Here is a 21,243-nt window from a genome sequence, read left to right on the forward strand (position 1 = left end):
ATCGCTTTTATGTTCACATTATTCTTCGTACTTGAAGGATTCGACTTTGGCGTCGGCACGGTTGCCAAGTATTTGGGACGCGATGATTATGAGAAGCGGGTGTATTTGAATTCGATCGGACCTTTTTGGGATGCGAATGAAGTGTGGCTCATATCAGCTGGTGCTGCGATGTTTGCTGCATTTCCACATTGGTACGCAACGCTGTTCAGTGGTTTCTATATTGCCTTTGTTTTCATGTTGCTTGCGTTAATTTTACGCGGTGTTGCATTTGAATTCAGAGGGAAGGTGGATCACCCCGTTTGGAAAAAGGTGTGGGATTGGGCCATCTTTTTTGGAAGCGTTGTCCCTCCATTTCTTTGGGGAGTCGCACTGACGAATTTTATGACAGGTGTTCCGATCGACGAGCATAAAGAGATGATCGGTGGATTTCTACAATTGCTTCATCCATTTGCCTTGCTGGGCGGTGTGATGTTTACGCTTCTTTTCATCGTGCATGGGCTGCAATTCATTACACTTCGAACAGAAGGCGAATTACAAGAACGGGCAAGGGTTGCGTCATCGTGGTTTGCACCTGCAGTATTGCTTGCCTTGCTTGCTTTTGCCGCAGCTGGACTTTGGAAAACAGATATCTTCACTGCACACGGAACAGGGTGGATTGCGCTGCCGCTTCTAGCTTGGGGAACATTGCTCCTTTCAGCTATATTCAATAAAAAGGAGAGGAACGGACTTTCATTTTTACTGACAACGATTACAATCATTGCGTTAACCGCAAGTGTCTTTATCGGACTGTTTCCTCGGGTCATGATCAGTACGCTTGGCGCTGCGAATAATTTAACGGTCTATAACGCCTCATCGGGAGATTATTCATTAAAAGTGATGAGTTATATATCGTTAACGTTGATCCCCTTCGTGTTAGCTTACCAAGGGTGGAGCTATTACGTATTTCGTGAACGTCTCAAAGGGAAGGACCAGTTGGAGTATTAATGAAAAGAAAAAAAGGACTTCCATCTTACCCCGGCAGCCGTTCTCTCTATGCGTCCCTGGCGTTCCTCATTTTAGTAGAAGCGTGTGCAATTGTCCTTCAAGCCATCTTCTTAGGACGAAGTGTGACATTTTTATTCCAAGGGGCAACTGTTCAGGAAATCTGGACAGACCTCCTTTTATTCCTTCTGTTTTTCGTCATGCGTCACGTCTTATCCCACGTCCAACAACTGCTCTCAGAGCGCTTTGCAGTCCGAACAACGAAAGCGCTGCGCGAACAACTTACCGCATCCTATTTTAAACTCGGTCCACGATTTGCACAGACAAACGGAACGGGAAGACTAGTCACGCTTGCAATTGAGGGGATTGAACAAGTCAAAACATATTTGGAAATCACGCTACCACGTATGATCCGAACATTTATCATTCCGGCCGTACTAGCGATTACTGTTTTCACACTCGACAAACTATCAGCCATCATCTTAATTGCGGCTGTCCCGATCATTATCATTTTCATGATCCTCCTCGGGATGGCTGCGCAAAAGATGGCGGACAAACAGTATAAAACCTATCGCGTTCTGTCAAATCACTTCATTGATACGTTGAAAGGGTTGGAAACATTGACCTATCTAGGCGTCAGCGAAAGGCATGAAGGGAAAATTGCACGTGTCAGCAAACGATACCGGAAAGCGACGATGAAAACACTTCGTATCGCATTCCTGTCATCATTTGCACTCGATTTCTTTACGAGCTTGTCCATCGCATTCGTTGCGGTCGGCCTAGGTTTCCGGCTCATCGACGGTGCGATCTTCCTTCTCCCGGCGTTAACGATTCTTATTTTAGCGCCTGAATACTTTCTTCCGATCCGACAAGTCGGAACGGATTATCATGCGACGTTGGACGGACAAATTGCCTTGGAACAGATTGAATCCATTATCAACGAACATGAGGAAACAACTGTCCCTGTAATAAACTCCAAAATTGAATGGGGATCGATGAGCAAGATTGCGTTCAATGAAGTAACAGTTAGTCATGATGAAGATGAAAAACAGATTCTAAACAAACTCCAATTTTCTTGGGAAGGTAATGGAACAATCGGGATTGTAGGAGAGTCAGGGGCTGGCAAGTCGACATTCATCGATATTATTGCCGGTTTTTTACAACCGACGAGCGGTCTGATTGAAGTAAATGAAGAAGAAACATCCTCGCTCATCCGAACGGATTGGACAAGTCAGATTGCCTATATCCCGCAGCACCCCTACATTTTCCCGACGTCAATTAAAGAAAACATCCGATTTTATGAACAGGCTGCAACTGATGAGGAAGTGGAGCGAGTGATCGATGAAACAGGCCTTCGCGCTCTCGTTGAACAATTACCTCGTAAAATGGATACCCAAATTGGGGAGGGGGGCCGTTCAGTAAGCGGCGGTCAAGAACAGCGAATTGCTATGGCGCGCGCGTTGTTGAGCAAACGCCCCATTATTATTCTCGATGAACCAACAGCGCATCTTGATATTGAGACGGAATATGAGCTGAAACAATCGATGCTTCGCCTTTTTGAGGGGAAACTTGTTTTTCTTGCGACACACCGCATTCATTGGATGAAGGAAATGGATCATGTCCTTGTGTTAAAAGAGGGGAGTATCGTCGAAAGAGGAATGCATGAGGAATTGATTCAGAAACAAGGTGTGTATGTCGAATTGATCCGACATCATCAAGGAAGGGGAGGAGAGCTGTGAGAACTTGGATTATCCCTTATATGGAACAACATAAAGGGCGGATGCTGCTAACTGTATTAGTAGGCGTGCTTGGCGTCGCTTCCAGTGTGATGTTATTGTTCATATCGGGTTACTTGATTTCAAAATCAGCACTTCGCCCCGAAAATATTATGATCGTCTACATTCCCATTGTGGCAGTCCGGATGTTCAGCATTAGCCAGGCGGTCATGCGTTATTTAGAACGGCTGATTGGCCATGACGTCATTTTGCGTATTTTGGAGAGAATGCGGACGCGACTGTACCGTGTTCTGCAGCCGCAGGCATTAGTATTGCAATCACGTTATAAAACGGGTGACTTACTGAGCATGTTGTCTGAGGACATCGAGCATTTACAGGATTTCTATTTGCGAACTGTATTTCCGAGTATCTTATCCTTATTCGTATATGGCGTATTCATTGGCGTGCTTGGTTTATTTGACTGGGTATTCGCCCTCATGATGGCGCTTGTGTTGGCGATTATTGTATTCGTGATTCCTTTCATTTCATTACTCGTAACACGGCGTAAATACATCGCGTTAAAAAAAGGGCGCAATCGATTATACGCGCAGTTGACAGATGCTGTATTCGGCTTATCGGATTGGATTGCCAGCGGACGAATTGACTCCTTTTTATCTGATTATAAAGCCGATGAACGAGATTTGTTAGAAATAGAAAAGAGAATGAAGCGTTGGCAGCATATACGAAGTGCTGTAGTTCAACTTGTCATCGGCATTGCAGTAATGGCAATGATTGCTTGGGCAGGCAGCCAAGCGGAGACAGGGCAAATCGCACCCACTGTCATTGCAGCTTTTTCATTAATGATGTTAGCAATTGCCGATGCCCTCTCGCCGGCATCTGAAGCCATTGAACGGATTCCTGCGTATGAAGAATCTCTTCGACGTTTACATGAGGTGGAAACCGTCGATCATCCAGTCAGCGCACCGCAATCAACAACAGCTATTTGCGATGCAAACGGGCCAGCGATTGATTTGCAAAATGTATCTTATCGATACACAGATAGTAAGGAAGATGTCATAAACGGGATGACCTTGACGATTGACAGAGGAACAAAAGTTGCGATTCTAGGTCGCAGTGGTACGGGCAAATCAACGCTGCTAAAACTTTTGACGGGCGCACTTCAACCGACGGCAGGAAATGTGTTTATCAATGGTGAGCAAGCAAACCAAAGCCTGCTAGCCAAGTCGCTGTCGATTCTAAACCAAAAATCACATCTTTTTGATACAACGGTTGAAAACAATATCCGGATCGGAAACCCGGATGCGTCTGATGAAGAAGTTTTAGAAGTTGTTGAACAGGCCCAACTGACGAAATTACTTGGATCTATCCCGTCAGGACTGAAAACACAGATGGAAGAAATGGGACATCGGTTTTCAGGCGGAGAACGCCAACGAATTGCATTCGCCCGTGTCCTCTTACAGCAAACGCCGATTGTTATTTTTGATGAACCAACGATCGGACTTGATCCGAAAACAGAACATGACCTCCTGCAAACAATGTTCGACGCGGCAAAAGAAAAGACAGTCATTTGGGTAACACATCATTTAGCGGGCATTGAGCAAATGGACGAAATCATTTTTTTGGAAGAAGGGAACATTGTCTTACAAGGAAGTCATGAAGAACTGCTAGCGACCTCATCAAAATACCGTGCGTTGTATGAAATGGATAAAGGGATTTGATGAGTTGGAAACAGCGATAAAGTAAAAACAGGAATCCATTTGTAATTGGATTCCTGTTTTTTAGTTAGAAGCAAGTAAATTGATCGATCCGATTCAAGTCAATTCCGAAAAATTCCCATCTGCGGCGGCTTGGTCTCCATCGGTATCCCGCAACAGACGTACGGCCGACGAATGTAGGGAAGTACCAGAAACCGTTCCGTCTGGATGTCCAGACAAACGTATACCTGAACAAGCAGCCTCTGATCGCACCCGGGTCTACTGCGAATAGCTGTGGTTGATTACCACCCGGATAGGCCGGCGTATAGTTCGGCGGCGGAGCGGTTGGAGCTTGTTGGCCGCCTTGCCCGCCATGTCCGCCTTGCCCTGGGAATCCGCCACCCGGAAACCCACCCCCAGGGAATCCGCCTCCTGGAAAACCTCCGCCTGGGAACCCCGGTCCTTGGCCTGGGAATCCACCACCCGGAAACCCACCGCCGGGAAATCCGCCCCCAGGGAATCCGCCTCCCGGAAATCCACCGCCGGGAAATCCTGGAGATCCAGGCCGCTGAGCTGTGTAACCCCCATAGTTCATATCGAAATCTGGCATAGCCATACCTGTCATGTAGTCATTCATCCCGTAGCTCGGCATACCGGAGCCGGGCATCCACCCGTCCATCCCTTGATGCATTTCTTGAGCCCCCCCTGTATAGCCCTCAGGCAACTGTGGATACCATTGTTCATCCCCGAAATTATTCGTATTCGTCATCATGTCTCTCCCTTCAAGCGATTCCTCCTATCTTATGTAACAATGAAAGAAATGGGTTGGACTCTTGGGTATGAAAACTTTTTTCGTGTATGGGGGTCTAATGTATAGAGGGCAATCGGAGGTGGGGAATTGACAGAGATGGAAAATGATCAAGAAATTGCAAAAAAGGCCATACGCGGAGATGAAGAAGCGTTTTTACAGTTAATCACTTTGAACAAAGAAGCGCTTTTCAGAACAGCACTCGCTTATTTGAAAAACGAAGAAGACGCTTTGGATGCTGTGCAGGAAGTGACAATGCGCGCATTCGAGAAAATAAAAACGTTGCGGATGCCGGAATATGCAAAGACATGGCTGATCCGGATTATGATGAATCATTGTAATGACGTCCTTCAAAAAAAGAAGCGTTATGTGTTCGATGGTAACGCCGGCGAATTAAAAGGGGTCAGCGATGATTTCACATACATGGAAGTGGAAGAGGCACTTAATCATTTATCAGAAAAAGATCGGCAATTAGTGCACCTAAAATACCTTCATGATATCAAAATCAAAGACATTGCCGATATGACATCGACACCGGAGGGAACTGTTAAAACTCGTCTTTATAAGGCAGTCAAATCATTGCGGGAATTTTTCGAAGGGAAGGAGGAGAATGGGCTTGATGGAAGAGGAAAGAAAATTGAAGAAGTGGAAAGAGGAAATTGAGAAGAGGGAAGTCCCTGCTGATCGATTGGATAATGCTATACAAAGCGGGTTTGAAACTGCGAAAAGAAATCGGGAAAATAAAAAACATGGCTTTTTGAAACGTGGTTTATGGTCTACGGCTATCGCTGCCATACTTTTGCTAACTTTTGTCACATCCATCCGTGTATCTCCTGCGTTTGCAAATGCCGTATCGTCAATCCCCGGTTTTTCGGGACTCGTCGAGATGATCCAAGACAATAAAGGGATTCAAATGGCGATTGAAAATGAACACTACCAAATTATCGGGACAACAGGTGAAACAGAGGGCGTAAAAGTCACGCTCGAAGGCATTATTACCGATGAAACAAGTTTAATCGTCTTCTCAAAAATTGAGAATAATAAAAAGCATCCTAGACGGTATTTATCAGGATATCGAATACTCGATACAGACGGAAAGGAAATCCCAAATGATCAATCCTTTGCTACGTCGTGGAATCAAGAAAATGACTTAGTAGCAACCAATACGACAGAGATTAAATTTAAGGGTCCTGTTCCGACTGAAGAAATGATTTTGGAGTATCGATTTGCTGATGACATTGGAGATGATCAAGTAATTGAGACAATTCAAATCCCTTTTAAAGTGGAATTAAAACCCGTGAAAAGAGAACAATATGCAGTTAACAAAACTGTTGTCGTCGATGGACAGAAAATCCATATCCACTCAATCACAATCGGGCCAATAAAGACAGCAGTCGAAGTAGAGTATGACGCAGCAAATACGAAGAAAATCTTCGGATTCGAAGACTTGCGCATTGTGGATGAAAAAGGTGAAGTATGGAGTGGCATCAAAAATGGATCATCAGCAAGCTGGAGTGAAGATTCCGCTGTTATTAGCTATTTCCTGCAAAGTAATTATTTCAGGGATACGGATCATCTTTACCTACAGTTCAACAAGCTGATGGCGATGGATAAGGACGAAGCTGAATTGATCATCGACACGGAAAAGCAAGAAATCGTTAAGCAGCCAAAGGATAATCGATTTGGCAACCTAATGATTTATGGTCCATATATGGAAATTGAACTAAAGGGCGGAAAAGACTATCATCATGACCCGTTTTCAACAATTTATGACGCTGACGGTAAAGAGCTTCATAAAAAATCGAGTTCATTTTTAAAGAATGACGAAGAAATTATTACGCTCGGCATTGATTTGCCAAATGAAAACTATAAAAATCCGATAAGATTCCCGCTGTACGGATATCCCTCCTATATTAAAGGCGATGTAAAAATCAAAATCAAGTAGCATGGGTCCACGGATAACTGTTATCCGTGGGTTTTTCATTGCATCATCACACTAAAACAACAGCACATTACTATAGAACAAATTTTCGAAAGAGTCATCAAAATCCTTTCCGTTTCGTGTACGATGAAAAGAGTGGGCGATTACATATAGGGGGAAGGATGGTTGGCATGATTGAATTAACAGGTGCTTCACTCACACTTAAACAAATGGAAGAAGTGTTATATAAAAAGGGAAATGTGGTACTGAATGCGGACGCATTGGAACGGGTGAAGAAAAGTAGGAAAGCGGTAGAGAGAATCGTTGAAAACGATAAAACGGTTTACGGCATAAATACCGGTTTCGGCAAATTCAGTGATGTGAAAATTGACGAAAAAGATACGAAGGATTTGCAACTTCACTTGATTCGCTCGCATGCATGTGGCGTCGGCGAACCATTTTCTGAACGAGTTTCGCGCGCAATGGTCGTCCTGCGTTTGAATGCGCTGTTGAAAGGATTTTCAGGCATTCGAGTTGAAGTGCTTGAACGCTTTGCATTCATGGTGAATAACGGTATTCACCCGGTCATTCCGCAGCAAGGATCGCTCGGCGCGTCAGGAGACCTTGCACCGCTATCACATTTGGCATTAGTCCTGTTAGGCGAAGGATTCGTTTGGCGTGATGGGGTCCATATTCCGTCTGCGCAAGTGTGGAGGGAATTCGGGATGGAGCCGATTGTCCTTGAAGCGAAGGAAGGGCTTGCGTTGATTAATGGCACGCAGGCAATGACCGCACAAGGCGTCGTCAATTATTTGGAGGCGGAGAAGCTAGCATATAGCAGCGAGTGGATCGCCGCCATGACAATGGAAGCGCTGCATGGAATTACAGATGCTTTTCATCCTGCCATCCACGAGGCACGCGGTTACAAAGAGCAAGTGGATGTCGCATCGAGAATGTTGGATTGGCTCGAGGATAGCGGATTGACAACGTTTCAGGGAGAAAAGCGCGTTCAGGATGCCTATTCAATCCGTTGTATTCCGCAAGTCCATGGAGCGAGCTGGCAAGTGCTTTCGTATGTAAAGGAAAAACTGGAGATTGAAATGAATGCGGCAACGGATAACCCGCTCATCTTTGAAGATGGCGAGGTCGTCGTATCCGGAGGGAATTTCCATGGGCAGCCGATCGCATTCGCGATGGACTTTTTGAAAATAGGAGTGGCTGAACTCGCGAATATTTCCGAGCGCCGCATTGAGCGACTCGTCAATCCGCATTTAAATGAAGGCCTTCCACCCTTCCTCAGTCCGCAGCCAGGTCTGCAATCGGGAGCAATGATTTTGCAATACTCCGCAGCGAGCCTCGTGTCGGAAAATAAAACGTTGGCGCATCCGGCATCCGTCGACTCAATTCCTTCATCCGGCAACCAAGAGGATCATGTATCGATGGGAACAATTGGTGCAAGGCATGCTCAGCAAATTATTAAGAATGCAAGAAATGTTTTAGCGATTGAAGCGTTATGCGCCATGACAGGCTGCACGTTCCGAGGCGTCGAAAAAATGGCCCCGAAAACACGGGATGCGCTGGAAGGACTTCTGCATATCGTAAATCCAATTGATGAAGACCGGGTTTTTGGACCGGATATTGAAAAGATCGCAGACTACTTGAATCGATGAGCGGCGGAGGCTGTGCAGAAGATTAGTGAAGACTGATTTTCTGTTACAGCCTCTTTTGTTGTTCAATGAGCGCCCAAAGCGAGGCAATCCGCGCCCAAAGCGAGGCATTCTGCGCCCAAAGCGAGGCATTCCGCGCCCAAAGCGAGACAATCCGCGCCCAAAGCGAGGCAATCCGCGCCCAAAGCGAGGCAATCCGCGCCCAAAGCGAGGCATCCCGCGCCCAAAGCGAGGCATCCCGCGCCCAAAGCGAGGCATCCCGCGCCCAAAGCGAGGCATTCCGCGCCCAAAGCGAGACATTCCGCGCCCAAAGCGAGACATTCCGCGCCCAAAGCGAGGCATTCCGCGCCCAAAGCGAGGCAATCCGCGCCCAAAGCGAGACATTCTGCGCCCAAAGCGAGGCATTCCGTGCCCAAAGCGAGGCAATCCGCGCCCAAAGCGAGACATTCCGCGCCCAAAGCGAGGCATCCCGCGCCCAAAGCGAGGCGTTCGGCGCCCAAAGTGAGGTGTTCCGTGCCCAAAGCGAGGCATTCTGCGCCCAAAGCGAGGCATTCCGCGCCCAAAGCGAGGCAATCCGCGCCCAAAGCGAGGCATTCTGCGCCCAAAGCGAGGCATCCCGCGCCCAAAGAAAGGCGTTCTGCGCCCAAAGCCAAGCAATCCGCGCTCAAAGTGAGGCAGCCCGCGCTCAAAGGCTTCGGTTCCATCGAAAATACTATTATAAAATCATTTTGTTTTGACCCGTCCCATCAATTCTAGCCAATTGCACAATATGCGAAGCCGGATGTTCAATACCGCACAGCTGATCAGCAAGTATTTCTGCGCCAAGTATGCTGTAGACCGTACCGTTTCCTCCGTATCCTAATAGATAAAAGTGATTCTTTTTAGTTGGATGTTCACCGATGAATGGCAAATTATCGATCGATTCTCCGAAAGTTGCGCAATAGGCGTACTCAATTTCTATATCCAAGTGGGGGAAGACTTCATTAAAATTACGTCGTAATTCGTTGCCCCGTTGCCAAATCAATTCCTCCGAAATTTCCACATCTCCACTATTTTCATCTAATCCGCCAATAATAATCCGTTTGTCAGCTGTCGTTCGCATATAGAGATAAGGCCGTTTCGTTTCCCAAATAAGTGCATCTTTATACCAAGCGGGCAGCTCATTCAATGGCTCCGTCACGATGACATAAGATCGATTGATATCCGCACCGATCCGTTTGCCTATTGGCAAGGATTCATAGCCAGTCGTAAAGATAATATTTTTTGTCCGCATCTCTCCTGCTGCTGTTGAAACTGTCAACTTCCCGCCAGACTCCTTCACGTCTAGCATTTCTGTGAATTCGAAGAGATGTGCACCCATCGTTTCGGCAAGATCGAATATTCCATTTGCAAATATGTAAGGATTCACCTCCGCATCCCCGAAGGTCACAATAGCGCAAGGTCGGTCTATGCCAGCGTTAGTCAATAGGGCATCCCTGTCCCAATAGGTGCAAGGGAAGCCATATTTAGATAATGTGTGATACTCCTTTTCTATCCTCTCGGCGTCGTCCTCATCACTTGCGAAATAAATACTTTCCCTGCAAATGAAGTGAGGATCAACTGGCAGTCGATCAGCAACTTTCTTTAATTGTTTCATCGCTTTCATACAGCTTTGGTAAAAACTAACGGCATCTATTTGCCCGATCTGTTCAATCAATTCATGAAGCATGATATCATTAGAGTATTGGAGAAGACCTGTATTGGCGGAGGTGCTTCCCGTCGCAAAGCGCCTTTTATCCAAAATCGCAATCTGTAAGCCGCGATCTACCAGTGATAATGCAGTAAGTGCACCCGACATGCCGCCCCCGACAATGACCGCGTCATAGCAGTCCGCTTTTTTAAACGGTTTTTTTCTAAGTGGTGCTCGATAAGTAGTCGGCCAATACATTGAACCGTTATGTAAATCCATATAAATTCCCCCTTACCGTTCTATACCCACCCAATTAGCTTTGGAAAAGCAAAGAAAGATATTTTAGGAGATGATCGTAATGACAAATGAACAAAAACCACATATTTTGCTCGTTGATGGCATGGCTTTATTATTCAGATCGTTTTTTGCAACGTCGGCAATGGGACATTTCTTTCCGAACGATGATGGAGTCCCGACAAACGGCGTTCAAGGGTTTGCCCGACATGCATTGACAGCGGCTTCCATTTTCAACCCGACCCATATGGCAGTCTGCTGGGATATGGGGGCGCATACGTTCAGGAATGATCTTTTCGACGGTTATAAAGCGAACCGCCCGGCACCGGCGCCTGAACTAGTGCCGCAGTTTGATATGACGCGGGAAGTGTCCGAACTGATGGGATGGAAGAATTATGGAATCCCGGGAATGGAAGCGGATGATCTGATCGGCTCGCTCGTCTGCGAATGGGAAGGCAAGGCGGATATCACAATCGTCACGGGAGACAAGGACCTTTTACAGCTGCTGCGTCCAGGCGTGCGCATCGCCTTCATGAAGAAAGGCTATAATGTGTACGATATTTATTCAGAAGACCGTTTTGTCGAAGAGTACGAGATTGCGCCAGAGCGATTCGTCGAGGTGAAGGCGTTTACTGGAGATGCGAGCGACGGCTATCCGGGAGTGAAAGGAATCGGTCCGAAAACTGCGTTGAAACTCGTGAAGGAATATGGAACGGTTGAAAGCGTCATCGATTCGTTGCATGAACTGACGGCAGGCATGAGGAAAAAGATTGAAGAGGAGATGGAAATGCTGCTCTTGTCGAAACAACTTGCACAAATCCATTGCGAGCTAGACTTCAATGATCCACTAGAGCAATTGAGCCTCCCTGATTACTCGGAAGCGAGGAAACACTTGGAGGAGAAAGGCTATTCGATGATTGTTAGACAGCTGAACTCGTTATTTCCGGAGCTTATTGCGTAATTGCTAGGGCGGTTTATGCGTAAGTATTCCATTTTATGAGCTTTTAAAGGTGATTATGCGCTGAAGGGTTTATGCGCATTTGAAAGCATTTATGGACTTCTGCGAGAAATTTTGCGTGTTTGAAGCTATTTATGCGCGTTTACATTTAATGAAGACAAGCAAAAACCACTGCCTACTTTTCGGCAGTGGTTTTTCTGATCTTTACAAATGAAAGGATGGGCCGGTTAGGTTCATATGCTATTTCGCGGATACGGCTTTCGCGGTTCCGCCCTCCATTATCGTGGACGAGCAGAAGCAGTCCGCTATCGCATTCCTTGTAGCCGACGACTGGAACCCAATGATAATCAAAAGCATAATTGCCGAACCAATGAAAAGAGAACCATTTATCGAACTTGGCTGCAACTGGCCGTCCTTCTTTGATTTCGTCCTTCACTTCCTCAATCCGACATTTTTCAATCCGCCATCCCGAACCTAACAGCTTGCGAAGATTACGGATGAAACGCCATTTGAACAGACCGATTCGAGTCCCCCCAAGCATACGGTAAAGATCATTTACTTGAATGCCCGAATCATGCAAATGATGGCGGAGGATGGTGAAAGCAGTTACCGGACCACATGAGGAAGGCTGGAAACGCTTTTCGATATCGTCGCCGTATTGTGATTTGCCTTGAAAACCTTCCACCTGTTTCATTTGCTGGACCCTCCATTAAAGGATTTACAATGTTACTTTTTTCTCCCTCAGAAGGGTTTTAAGAGCCATTCTGAAGTTGATAAATGATTCAAATTCCATTTGGACGCCCGCGGCTATAATCTTTCTGACAATTAGCGGATTGAAGCCGACTGAAATCGGACGGACATCCATCAGTTTCAACGTATTGTTCAGCATTTGTAGTTCAAGCGCCAGCGAGTCATAATCATGCAGTTCTTTTTCATTCAGATCAGCTGCAGTGAAATCGAATATAACACAATTCACGCCGCGATTTTCGTCCAGATATTCCAATACAAGTGTACGTATAAGTTCAAATCGTTCTGTTCCGGTATAACCGACAATTGGTACGAGAATTGTGTCATCGACAATGGAGGAAATGATTGGCACAGATGATTTTTTGATCGATTCTTCCAAAATAGCAATTCGTTTTTTATATTTTTCTATTTCTTTTTCGTAATCCATTTTGCACCTCAGCATATGCGTTTTCTCTTATTATACGATAAACCAATTGTAAAAAGGCATAATAATAGAGGAGTGGCCCAAATTAGCCACTCCTCCACAAGTTTTTCCTAGGGTTTGGGAATCATTTCACCGTTTCAAGAAAATCGGTTACTTGATCCGGAGTTTTTGCATTAGCGCTATGTAAGTGCGCTTTCTTTTCCCCGTTTTGGAATATGAGCAAGCTCGGAATTCCCATCACTTCATATTTCTCAGCGATTTCAGGCAACACGTCACGGTCCACGTCATACCATGTATACATATCATAGTCTTCGACGATGGGATCGATGAACATATCCATGCGTGTGCAGTCAGGGCACCAGCCCGCTTGGAATTTGATTAGCGATTTATTTTCGCTGTTAATGACCTTGTTGAATTCCTCGACAGTTGTAATTGATTTCATTATGAACACACTCCTTTACTATGTAGTGTACCTTCTTTTTGTGAATGAAGATAATAAAATGCCCATAACAAAAAATAGGAAATTCATGCATTTCAATATTGCGAAAAAGAAGAGAATGATATAGACTGATAGATATAGATAACGTTTCTATTTTTTTTGCCTGTAAAATGAATGAAGGTTCATTCAAAAGAAAAAGGGAGGCTTCGCAACGTGGCATATCAAATCAAGAAAGCGGCAGTATTAGGTTCAGGTGTAATGGGATCTGGCATTGCAGCCCATCTCGCCAATATCGGCATTCCTGTCCTACTGCTGGATATCGTTCCAACTCAGCTGACAGAGCAAGAGGAAGCAAAGAACCTTACATTGGAGGATCGGCAAGTCCGCAATAAATTTGCGGCGACAGCTTTGGAGAAACTTTTGAAGCAGAAGCCGGCGCCATTAGCTGCAAAACAGAATCTATCACTTATTGAAGTCGGCAATTTCGAGGACGACTTGGAAAAATTGAATGATGTTGACTGGATCATTGAAGTCATCGTCGAGAACCTGGACATTAAAAAAAGTTTGTATGAAAAAATAGATGCAGTTCGAAAACCGGGTACAATTATCACCTCAAACACATCGGGTATCAGCATTGAAGCGATGGCGGAAGGACGTTCGGAGGATTTCCAAAAGCATTTCCTTGGCACACACTTCTTCAACCCGCCGCGTTACTTAAAATTGCTTGAAGTGATTCCGACTGCGAAAACGGATGAAAGAGTACTCAATTTCATGCTCCAATTCGGAGAGGATCGCTTAGGTAAAGGTGTTGTTGTAGCGAAAGACACGCCAAACTTCATTGCCAACAGGATCGGAACGTACGGCTTGCTTGTAACTCTTCGTGAAATGGAGAAGCGCGGTTATTCGATCGGGGAAGTCGACTCGGTGACGGGCACGTTGATCGGACGTCCTAAATCGGCCACTTTCCGTACATTGGATGTAGTCGGTCTGGACACTTTCATGCACGTCGCGAAAAATGCGTATGACAAGACGGAAGGCGAAGAGCAGAAAGTGTTCGAACTTCCGGCATTCATGAAGAAGATGATCGACAATGGATGGCTAGGGGCCAAAACGAAACAAGGATTCTACTTAAAGGAAGGAAAAGAGATCCTTGAGCTTGATCCTGAAACGTTTGAATATGGTCCGACGAAAAAATTGAAAACGCCTTCAATTGAAATTGCGAAACAGCAAAAAGGTCTTGCAAATAAAGTGAAGACACTCGTTTACGCAAATGATCGGACAGGAGAAATCCTATGGAGCATCCTTTCCCCGACACTCCGTTACTCCGCAGAATTGAATGGGGAAATCGCTGACGACATCGTCGCAATTGACAATGCGATGAAATGGGGCTTTGGCTGGCAGCAAGGACCTTTCGAGATTTGGGATGCGATCGGCGTTGCCAAATCGGTTGAGAAGATGAAGGAAGAGAATGTGGAAATTCCTGCATTCGTCCAAACAATGCTAGATAACGGGTTCGAATCTTTCTATAAGGAAGAAGAGGGTGAAGTCTTTTTCTTCGACGGCGAAGGCTATCAGCCGGTAACGGTCAATGAAAAAGCGATCAACTTGAAGCTTTATAAGAAAAAACACGGCGTCATCAAGAAGAATTCTGGCGCTAGCCTGATTGACCTTGGCGATGGCATTGCCCTATTGGAATTCCATTCACAATCGAACGCGATCGGCTTGGATATTATCCAGATGATCAATTTCGCGGTTGACGAAGTGGAGAAGAATTACAAAGGCCTCGTCATCGGGAACCAAGGGAAGAACTTCTGTGTCGGCGCAAATCTAGCGATGATCTTAATGGAAGCGCAGGACGATAATATTTTCGAACTTGATTACACAATCAGAGCTTTCCAAAATGCGATGATGAAAATCAAGTATAGCCGGAAACCAGTCGTTGCCGCGCCATTCCAAATGACGCTCGGCGGCGGTGCGGAAGTATGTTTGCCGGCTGCGCATATCCAAGCTTCGATGGAAACGTATATCGGCTTGGTCGAGGTCGGCGTCGGTTTGATTCCTGGAGGGGGCGGCAACGTCAACCTGTACACAAAACATCTGAAAGGTTTGCCGAATGGCGTGCACGTCGATTACCAATATGTTGCGAATAAAGTGTTCGAAACGATTGCGATGGCGAAAGTATCGACATCTGCGGAAGAAGCGAAAGAGAATAACTTCCTGAACTTCGCTGACGGCATAAGCGTCAATCCTGATCACTTGATTTATGACGCGAAGCAGGCTGCGTTGTCACTGTATGAAGCAGGTTATACGCCTCCTAAGAAGGAGAAGATCCCGGTCACGGGAGATTCAGGATATGCAACGATGCTCCTCGGGGCGGAAGGCATGCATCTGTCAGGATTTATCAGTGACCATGACTTGAAAATAGCGAAGAAGCTCGCATTTGTTTTATCAGGCGGAAAAGTGCCTTATGGAACTCTTGTCGATGAACAATACATGTTGGACCTTGAACGGGAAGCATTTCTGAACCTAATTCAAGAGCCGAAATCCCAACAGCGGATGCAGCATATGCTCCTGAAAGGGAAGCCGCTGCGCAACTGATCTGCATAGATAGCAAAAGGAGGAAGTCGAAATGCGTGAAGCAGTAATCGTAGCAGGTGCGAGGACACCCGTCGGAAAAGCGGGCCGTGGAAGTCTGGCAACTGTACGCCCGGATGACCTGGGAGCTTTGACAATTAAAGAAACATTGAAACGTGCGAATGGATATGATGGACCGATAGATGACTTGATCATTGGATGTGCAATGCCGGAAGCGGAGCAAGGGATGAACGTCGCCCGTAATATTGGGGCGCTCGCAGGATTGCCTGACACAACACCGGCAATTACGGTTAACCGGTTCTGTTCTTCGGGCCTTCAATCGATCGCCTATGCGGCTGAGCGGATCATGCTCGGCCATTCCGAAGCGGTCATCGCTGGCGGCGTCGAGTCCATGAGCATGGTGCCGATGATGGGGAATACGATCCGGCCGAACTTCAAATTAGCAGAAACGGCTCCCCAATACTATATGGGAATGGGCCATACAGCTGAGCAGGTGGCAGTGAAATACGGCGTCAGCCGCGAAGACCAGGATGCTTTTGCAGTCCGCTCCCATGAAAAAGCAGCAGCAGCAATTGCAGCCGGCAAATTCATTGACGAAATTATACCTGTGGAAGTCGTGAAGCGTTTTGTCGACGGAAACGGCAAGTACCAGGAAAAGACGGTCCTCTTTGAAATGGACGAAGGCGTCCGTACGGGGACATCGATGGAAGTGTTGGGGAAATTACGCCCGGCCTTTTCCGTAAAAGGATCCGTCACTGCCGGAAATGCATCGCAGACATCTGACGGTGCTGCATCCGTCCTCGTCATGGACCGCGAAATCGCCGAAGGGAAAGGCTTGAAACCGATCGCGAAATTCCGTTCATTCGCCGTAGGCGGCGTGCCGCCGGAAGTGATGGGAATCGGCCCGATCGAGGCTGTTCCGAAAGCATTGAAACTAGCTGGACTATCCATCGAGGACATCGATCTATGGGAACTGAATGAAGCATTCGCGTCCCAGTCCTTACAAGTCGTCCGCCACTTAGGCATCGATATGGATAAAGTGAACGTCAACGGCGGAGCCATCGCACTAGGCCACCCGCTAGGCGCAACAGGCTCTGTCCTCACATTGAAGCTGATGAATGAGTTGAAACGCCAAGGCAAACAATTCGGCGTCGTCACCATGTGCATCGGCGGCGGAATGGGTGCAGCCGGCGTATTTGAAATGCTGTAAGGAGCGCTTTTGAGCTTTTAGAGGCATTTATGCGTATCTGCATGAATTTATGGACTTTTACATGGTGTTATGCGTATGTGGAGCGTTTTATGCGCGCTTCCAGTGATTTATGCGTAACTGGTTCCATTTATGCGTATTGATAGTGATTTGATGCTTTTTAAAGCGGACATTTAGGATTGAAGCGAAAGGCGGCGACTCCTGCCGGAAGGGCATGAGCTGAAGACCCCGCAACGAAGCGAAGCGTAGTGAAAGCCGTCACGAAGAACGGCTTTTGCGAGTAAAAGCGCAGCGTTACGCGCAGGATGCCTTAATTTCTGCAAAGTGCGCAGAAATACGGCAAATCGAACTCTTCGTGGTTCGATTGGCTGAAGCCATGCCGGCGGAAAGCGTCCGCCTGTAGCGGAAATCCGGTAATAAGGCAATTACATGAAAAATTAAAGGAGGAATATATAATGACTGAATCAACAACAAAAGATTTCATCCGCGGAGGAGCATTCCTTGTCGAGGACATCGACGCATCCCGCGTATTTACACCTGAAGACTTCTCTGACGAACAAAAAATGATCGCCAAAACAACAGAGGACTATGTGAAAAACGAAGTCCTTCCAGTCGTGGAAAACCTAGAAAAACATGAATTCGAACACTCCGTAAAACTATTGAAATCAGCAGGAGACCTCGGACTTCTCGGCGCAGACGTACCTGAAGAATACGACGGCCTCGGCCTCGATAAAATCTCATCTGCGTTGATCGCTGAAAAAATGTCCGTGGCGGGCGGCTTCTCCATCACGCACGGCGCGCACGTCGGCATCGGTACATTGCCGATCGTCCTTTTCGGTAATGAAGAACAAAAGAAAAAGTATCTGCCGAACTCTGTATCAGGAGATAAAATTTCCGCATATGCTTTGACTGAACCAGGCTCCGGATCTGACGCGCTTGGTGCAAAAACAACTGCAAAACTGAACGAAGCCGGCACTCACTACGTCCTAAACGGTGAAAAACAATGGATTACGAACGCTGGATTTGCAGACGTATTCGTAGTCTATGCAAAAGTGGATGGCGATAAGTTCTCGGCATTCATCGTCGAAAGAGAATTCCCTGGCGTTTCTGTCGGTGCAGAAGAGAAGAAGATGGGTATCAAGTCATCTTCCACGCGTACATTGATCCTTGAAGATGCACAAGTTCCGGTTGAAAACCTGTTAGGTGAAATCGGAAGAGGCCATGTCATCGCATTTAACATCTTGAACATCGGCCGTTATAAATTGGGTGTCGGCACAATCGGCGGTTCCAAACGCGCTCTTGAATTGGCGATCACGTATGCAAACCAACGCCAACAGTTCAAGACACCAATCTCGTCATTCAACCTGACGAAGGAAAAGCTTGCAACGATGGCTTCCAAGCTATACGCGACGGAGAGCTTGATTTATCGTACAGTCGGATACTTTGAAGAACGCAACAGCCAAATGACGGCTGAGCAACAAAAAGATGGGAAGGCGGTAGCGGCTTCAATTGCAGAGTACGCGATCGAATGCTCCATCAATAAAGTTGTCGGCTCCGAAGTTCTTGACTATATCGCCGATGAAGCGGTCCAATTGCACGGCGGCTATGGCTTCATGCAAGAATACGAAGTGGAGCGCATTTACCGAGACTCACGCATCAACCGCATTTTCGAAGGAACAAATGAAATCAACCGTCTGATTGTTCCTGGTACATTCCTGAAAAAAGCAATGAAAGGCGAATTACCATTGCTTCAACAGGCACAAAGCCTGCAAGAAGAGCTTCTAATGATGATGCCTGAAGAAATCGGGGACGAAGCATTGGCTCAAGAGAAAGTGCTCGTGAAAAATGCGAAGAAAATCGGCTTGCTGGCAGCTGGAATGGCCGCACAACGCTTCGGCACGAAGCTCGAAGCAGAGCAAGAAGTCCTCGTGAACATCGCTGATATTGCAAACAATATTTTTGCAATGGAATCCGCATTGCTCCGTACCGAAAAAGCGGTTGCTAAAAACGGCGAAGAGAAGGAAAAGCAAAAAATCCTTTACACAGAAATCTTCTGCCAAGAAGCGTTCGAAGCAATTGAAAAGGATGCGAAAGAGACACTTCTTGCATCCGTTGATGGCGATAACCAACGTATGATGCTTTCCGCATTGCGTAAATTGACCCGTTCGAATCCATATAACATCATCGCGAAAAAACGCGAGGCATCCGTCAAGCTGATTGATGCTGAAAAGTACATCGTCTAATTCAATACAGCAGATAGTCCCTTGAACACCGCCCTGGATTTATCCCGGGCGGCATCTCTGTTATACTTAGGTAAAATGGAGGTGTTGCGAATTGTCTTTAACATACTATGGGTATCCGAAATGCGGAACTTGCAGGAAAGCGAAAAAGTGGTTGGAAAACGCAGAGTTGGAATTCAAAGACGTTAACATCGTTGAAAACCCACCGACCAAAGAGGAACTTCAACAAATGATCGGAAACTCCAACCTCGACATTAAGAAGTTCTTCAATGTGAGCGGAATGAAATATCGTGAATTGAATTTGAAGGACAAGCTGCCTGGAATGACGGATGACGAAAAGGTCGAGCTACTGGCTACAGACGGCATGCTTATCAAGAGACCGATTGTGACAGATGGCTCGAAAGTTACTGTCGGCTTCAAGGAAGAAACATATCAGGAAGTTTGGGGAGCTTAATACTTTCTTGTCTTTAGCTGACGGATATGTCAAAATTGAATGGAAATCACTAAATGCATACTTAATGGAGGGGTACGGGATGAACACACCTAAAGAATTTCGTTATTCAGAAGAGCATGAATGGGTAAAAGATGAGAGTGGAAAGTATCGAATCGGAATTACACATTTTGCGCAATCCGAACTTGGCGATATCGTTTTCGTTGAATTGCCACAAGTTGGAGATGAAGTGAAAGCTGATGAGCCATTCGGAAGTGTTGAATCAGTGAAAACTGTATCTGAACTATACGCTCCGATCAGCGGTAAAGTCGTAGAAGTGAACGAAGAATTGGAAGACAGCCCTGAATTGGTGAATGAATCTCCATTTGAAGGTGCTTGGATGATCGTTGTTGAAGCTTCGGACGAAGCTGAGTTGGATGCACTTATGTCAGCTGAAGACTATGACAAAATGACTGTCGGCGAGTAAGTACATGAAGTGGCGCCTGGACCAAACTCAGGCGCTTTTTTCAATGGAGGGATACAGATGGATACTCATAAAGTCCTCATCGTCGAAGGCGGTTCGGACCGGAAAAGATTACAAAAGGTGCTGGCGGAGCCGGTTGAGATCATCTGTACGAATGGGACAGTGAGTCCGTATCGGATCGATGAAATGCTTATGCCTTATGAGGACTGTGAACTGTTCGTTTTTTTGGATGCCGATGAATCTGGGGAGAAGATCCGGACTTTATTCAAAAGAGATTATCCTGAAGCGATCCATCTGTATACCGAGCGGGTTTACCGCCAAGTTGAAACGACTCCATACAGAGTGCTTGCAGCCATACTCCTCTCCGAAAACTTTGACGTGCATCCCGAATTTTTACTATGAAGGTGATGAATAGTGGCCACGATTGAAAACTGGACACGAGCGCAATGGGAAGACAGCAAGAATGCTTATCCCAAATCAATATTTTATTTATATACACCAATGTGCGGAACTTGTGCAGTTGCTTCAAAAATGATGGAAGTCATTGCTGCAATGAAACCGGATCTGCCAATTGGGAAGGCCGACTTGAATTATGTGGAGGATCTCGCTGTCGATTATGAAATTGAAAGCGTCCCTTGTTTATTGATTCAGAAGGATGGAGAGATTGTCCATAAAATTTATGCTTTCCAGTCGATTCCGCATCTTCTTGAGAAAATAGATTGACATACCTCAGAAGTTCATGATATAAGTATATCTATTAACTTAAACTGAATATGTCGCTCTTATAAAGAGAGGTGGAGGGAAGTGCCCTATGAAGCCCGGCAACCGTCACGAATGTGAAATGGTGCCAAATCACGCAAAGCATTTGCTTTGAGAGATGAGAGATCGGATTGACGTTTTTTTGAATATAACGTTTTAGCCTTTCTGCTCGTCTGCAGAAAGGCTTTTA

20 protein-coding genes and 1 riboswitch are annotated in these 21,243 nt (G+C 46.1%); of the genes, 14 read left to right on the forward strand and 6 right to left on the reverse strand.

Features of this window, described 5'->3' with window-relative positions:
* Nucleotides 1–9 precede the first annotated feature (9 nt).
* Genes cydB through cydC form a run of 3 tightly spaced genes read left to right on the forward strand, consistent with a single transcriptional unit; the run spans nt 10 to nt 4,435 of the window.
* On the forward strand, nt 10–984 hold the full coding sequence (gene cydB / locus M3193_RS14890) for a cytochrome d ubiquinol oxidase subunit II (protein WP_251629442.1): 975 nt from the start codon (nt 10–12) through the stop codon (nt 982–984).
* Nucleotides 984–2,720 carry a thiol reductant ABC exporter subunit CydD gene (gene cydD / locus M3193_RS14895; protein WP_251629272.1) on the forward strand — a complete coding sequence of 579 codons (1,737 nt, stop codon included), beginning with the start codon at nt 984–986 and terminating at the stop codon, nt 2,718–2,720. Before cydB ends, cydD begins: the two co-directional genes overlap by 1 nt.
* Nucleotides 2,717–4,435: a thiol reductant ABC exporter subunit CydC gene (cydC, locus tag M3193_RS14900; RefSeq protein WP_251629281.1), complete on the forward strand. Its 1,719-nt coding sequence runs from the start codon at nt 2,717–2,719 to the stop codon at nt 4,433–4,435. The genes cydD and cydC overlap by 4 nt, the downstream gene beginning before the upstream one ends.
* 64 nt (nt 4,436–4,499) lie before the next feature.
* On the opposite strand, the gene M3193_RS14905 is transcribed toward cydC, so the two are convergent.
* Nucleotides 4,500–5,180 carry a hypothetical protein gene (locus M3193_RS14905; RefSeq protein ID WP_353056420.1) on the reverse strand — a complete coding sequence of 227 codons (681 nt, stop codon included), beginning with the start codon at nt 5,178–5,180 and terminating at the stop codon, nt 4,500–4,502.
* Nucleotides 5,181–5,318: 138 nt separating this feature from the next.
* Here M3193_RS14905 and M3193_RS14910 point away from each other — a divergent pair, with 138 nt between their 5' ends.
* From M3193_RS14910 to hutH, 3 genes are all read left to right on the forward strand, one after another.
* On the forward strand, nt 5,319–5,882 hold the full coding sequence (locus M3193_RS14910) for a sigma-70 family RNA polymerase sigma factor (protein WP_251629445.1): 564 nt from the start codon (nt 5,319–5,321) through the stop codon (nt 5,880–5,882).
* Nucleotides 5,857–7,164 carry a DUF4179 domain-containing protein gene (locus M3193_RS14915; RefSeq protein ID WP_251629282.1) on the forward strand — a complete coding sequence of 436 codons (1,308 nt, stop codon included), beginning with the start codon at nt 5,857–5,859 and terminating at the stop codon, nt 7,162–7,164. The genes M3193_RS14910 and M3193_RS14915 overlap by 26 nt, the downstream gene beginning before the upstream one ends.
* A gap of 167 nt (nt 7,165–7,331) precedes the next feature.
* The gene (gene hutH / locus M3193_RS14920; RefSeq protein ID WP_251629283.1) at nt 7,332–8,810 is read left to right on the forward strand and encodes a histidine ammonia-lyase; all 1,479 of its coding nucleotides are present in this window, start codon (nt 7,332–7,334) and stop codon (nt 8,808–8,810) included.
* Nucleotides 8,811–8,872: 62 nt separating this feature from the next.
* Here hutH and M3193_RS14925 read toward each other — a convergent pair whose 3' ends face one another.
* Together M3193_RS14925 and M3193_RS14930 are read right to left on the reverse strand one after the other, a co-directional pair.
* Nucleotides 8,873–9,511, reverse strand: coding sequence for a hypothetical protein (locus M3193_RS14925; protein ID WP_251629284.1), 639 nt, complete (start codon nt 9,509–9,511; stop codon nt 8,873–8,875).
* Nucleotides 9,512–9,522: 11 nt separating this feature from the next.
* Nucleotides 9,523–10,755, reverse strand: a complete 1,233-nt coding sequence (locus M3193_RS14930; protein WP_251629285.1) for an NAD(P)/FAD-dependent oxidoreductase — start codon at nt 10,753–10,755, stop codon at nt 9,523–9,525.
* A 79-nt stretch (nt 10,756–10,834) separates the two neighbouring features.
* Between M3193_RS14930 and M3193_RS14935 the strand changes: the two genes are divergently transcribed.
* Nucleotides 10,835–11,731 carry a 5'-3' exonuclease gene (locus M3193_RS14935; protein ID WP_251629286.1) on the forward strand — a complete coding sequence of 299 codons (897 nt, stop codon included), beginning with the start codon at nt 10,835–10,837 and terminating at the stop codon, nt 11,729–11,731.
* Between the two features lie 172 nt (nt 11,732–11,903).
* Here M3193_RS14935 and M3193_RS14940 read toward each other — a convergent pair whose 3' ends face one another.
* The 3 genes from M3193_RS14940 to M3193_RS14950 all read right to left on the reverse strand — a co-directional run bounded on the left by M3193_RS14940 (nt 11,904) and on the right by M3193_RS14950 (nt 13,341).
* A complete protein-coding gene (locus M3193_RS14940) occupies nt 11,904–12,422 on the reverse strand; it encodes a hypothetical protein (RefSeq protein ID WP_251629287.1) in 519 nt (172 codons plus the stop codon).
* 24 nt (nt 12,423–12,446) lie between these two features.
* Nucleotides 12,447–12,902 (reverse strand): STAS domain-containing protein, encoded by a 456-nt coding sequence (locus M3193_RS14945; RefSeq protein ID WP_251629288.1) that lies wholly within the window; start codon nt 12,900–12,902, stop codon nt 12,447–12,449.
* Nucleotides 12,903–13,023: 121 nt separating this feature from the next.
* Entirely contained in the window at nt 13,024–13,341 is a 318-nt protein-coding gene (locus tag M3193_RS14950; protein ID WP_251629289.1) for a thioredoxin family protein, read from the reverse strand.
* 210 nt (nt 13,342–13,551) lie between these two features.
* Here M3193_RS14950 and M3193_RS14955 point away from each other — a divergent pair, with 210 nt between their 5' ends.
* The 7 genes from M3193_RS14955 (at nt 13,552) to M3193_RS14985 (ending at nt 21,017) form a co-directional block, all read left to right on the forward strand.
* Nucleotides 13,552–15,936, forward strand: a complete 2,385-nt coding sequence (locus M3193_RS14955) for a 3-hydroxyacyl-CoA dehydrogenase/enoyl-CoA hydratase family protein (RefSeq protein ID WP_251629290.1) — start codon at nt 13,552–13,554, stop codon at nt 15,934–15,936.
* A 31-nt stretch (nt 15,937–15,967) separates the two neighbouring features.
* Nucleotides 15,968–17,143, forward strand: a complete 1,176-nt coding sequence (locus tag M3193_RS14960; RefSeq protein WP_251629291.1) for an acetyl-CoA C-acetyltransferase — start codon at nt 15,968–15,970, stop codon at nt 17,141–17,143.
* A gap of 452 nt (nt 17,144–17,595) precedes the next feature.
* On the forward strand, nt 17,596–19,383 hold the full coding sequence (locus M3193_RS14965; RefSeq protein ID WP_251629293.1) for an acyl-CoA dehydrogenase family protein: 1,788 nt from the start codon (nt 17,596–17,598) through the stop codon (nt 19,381–19,383).
* A 91-nt stretch (nt 19,384–19,474) separates the two neighbouring features.
* Nucleotides 19,475–19,834, forward strand: coding sequence for an arsenate reductase family protein (locus tag M3193_RS14970; protein WP_251629295.1), 360 nt, complete (start codon nt 19,475–19,477; stop codon nt 19,832–19,834).
* 79 nt (nt 19,835–19,913) lie between these two features.
* Entirely contained in the window at nt 19,914–20,297 is a 384-nt protein-coding gene (gene gcvH / locus M3193_RS14975; RefSeq protein ID WP_251629303.1) for a glycine cleavage system protein GcvH, read from the forward strand.
* A gap of 57 nt (nt 20,298–20,354) precedes the next feature.
* Nucleotides 20,355–20,696 carry a toprim domain-containing protein gene (locus M3193_RS14980; RefSeq protein ID WP_251629305.1) on the forward strand — a complete coding sequence of 114 codons (342 nt, stop codon included), beginning with the start codon at nt 20,355–20,357 and terminating at the stop codon, nt 20,694–20,696.
* Nucleotides 20,697–20,717: 21 nt separating this feature from the next.
* Entirely contained in the window at nt 20,718–21,017 is a 300-nt protein-coding gene (locus M3193_RS14985; protein ID WP_251629447.1) for a thioredoxin family protein, read from the forward strand.
* Nucleotides 21,018–21,073: 56 nt separating this feature from the next.
* A riboswitch (SAM riboswitch) is annotated at nt 21,074–21,178 on the forward strand.
* The last annotated feature ends 65 nt before the right edge of the window (nt 21,179–21,243 follow it).

This window comes from Sporosarcina luteola (assembly GCF_023715585.1).
Lineage (GTDB): Bacteria > Bacillota > Bacilli > Bacillales_A > Planococcaceae > Sporosarcina > Sporosarcina luteola_D.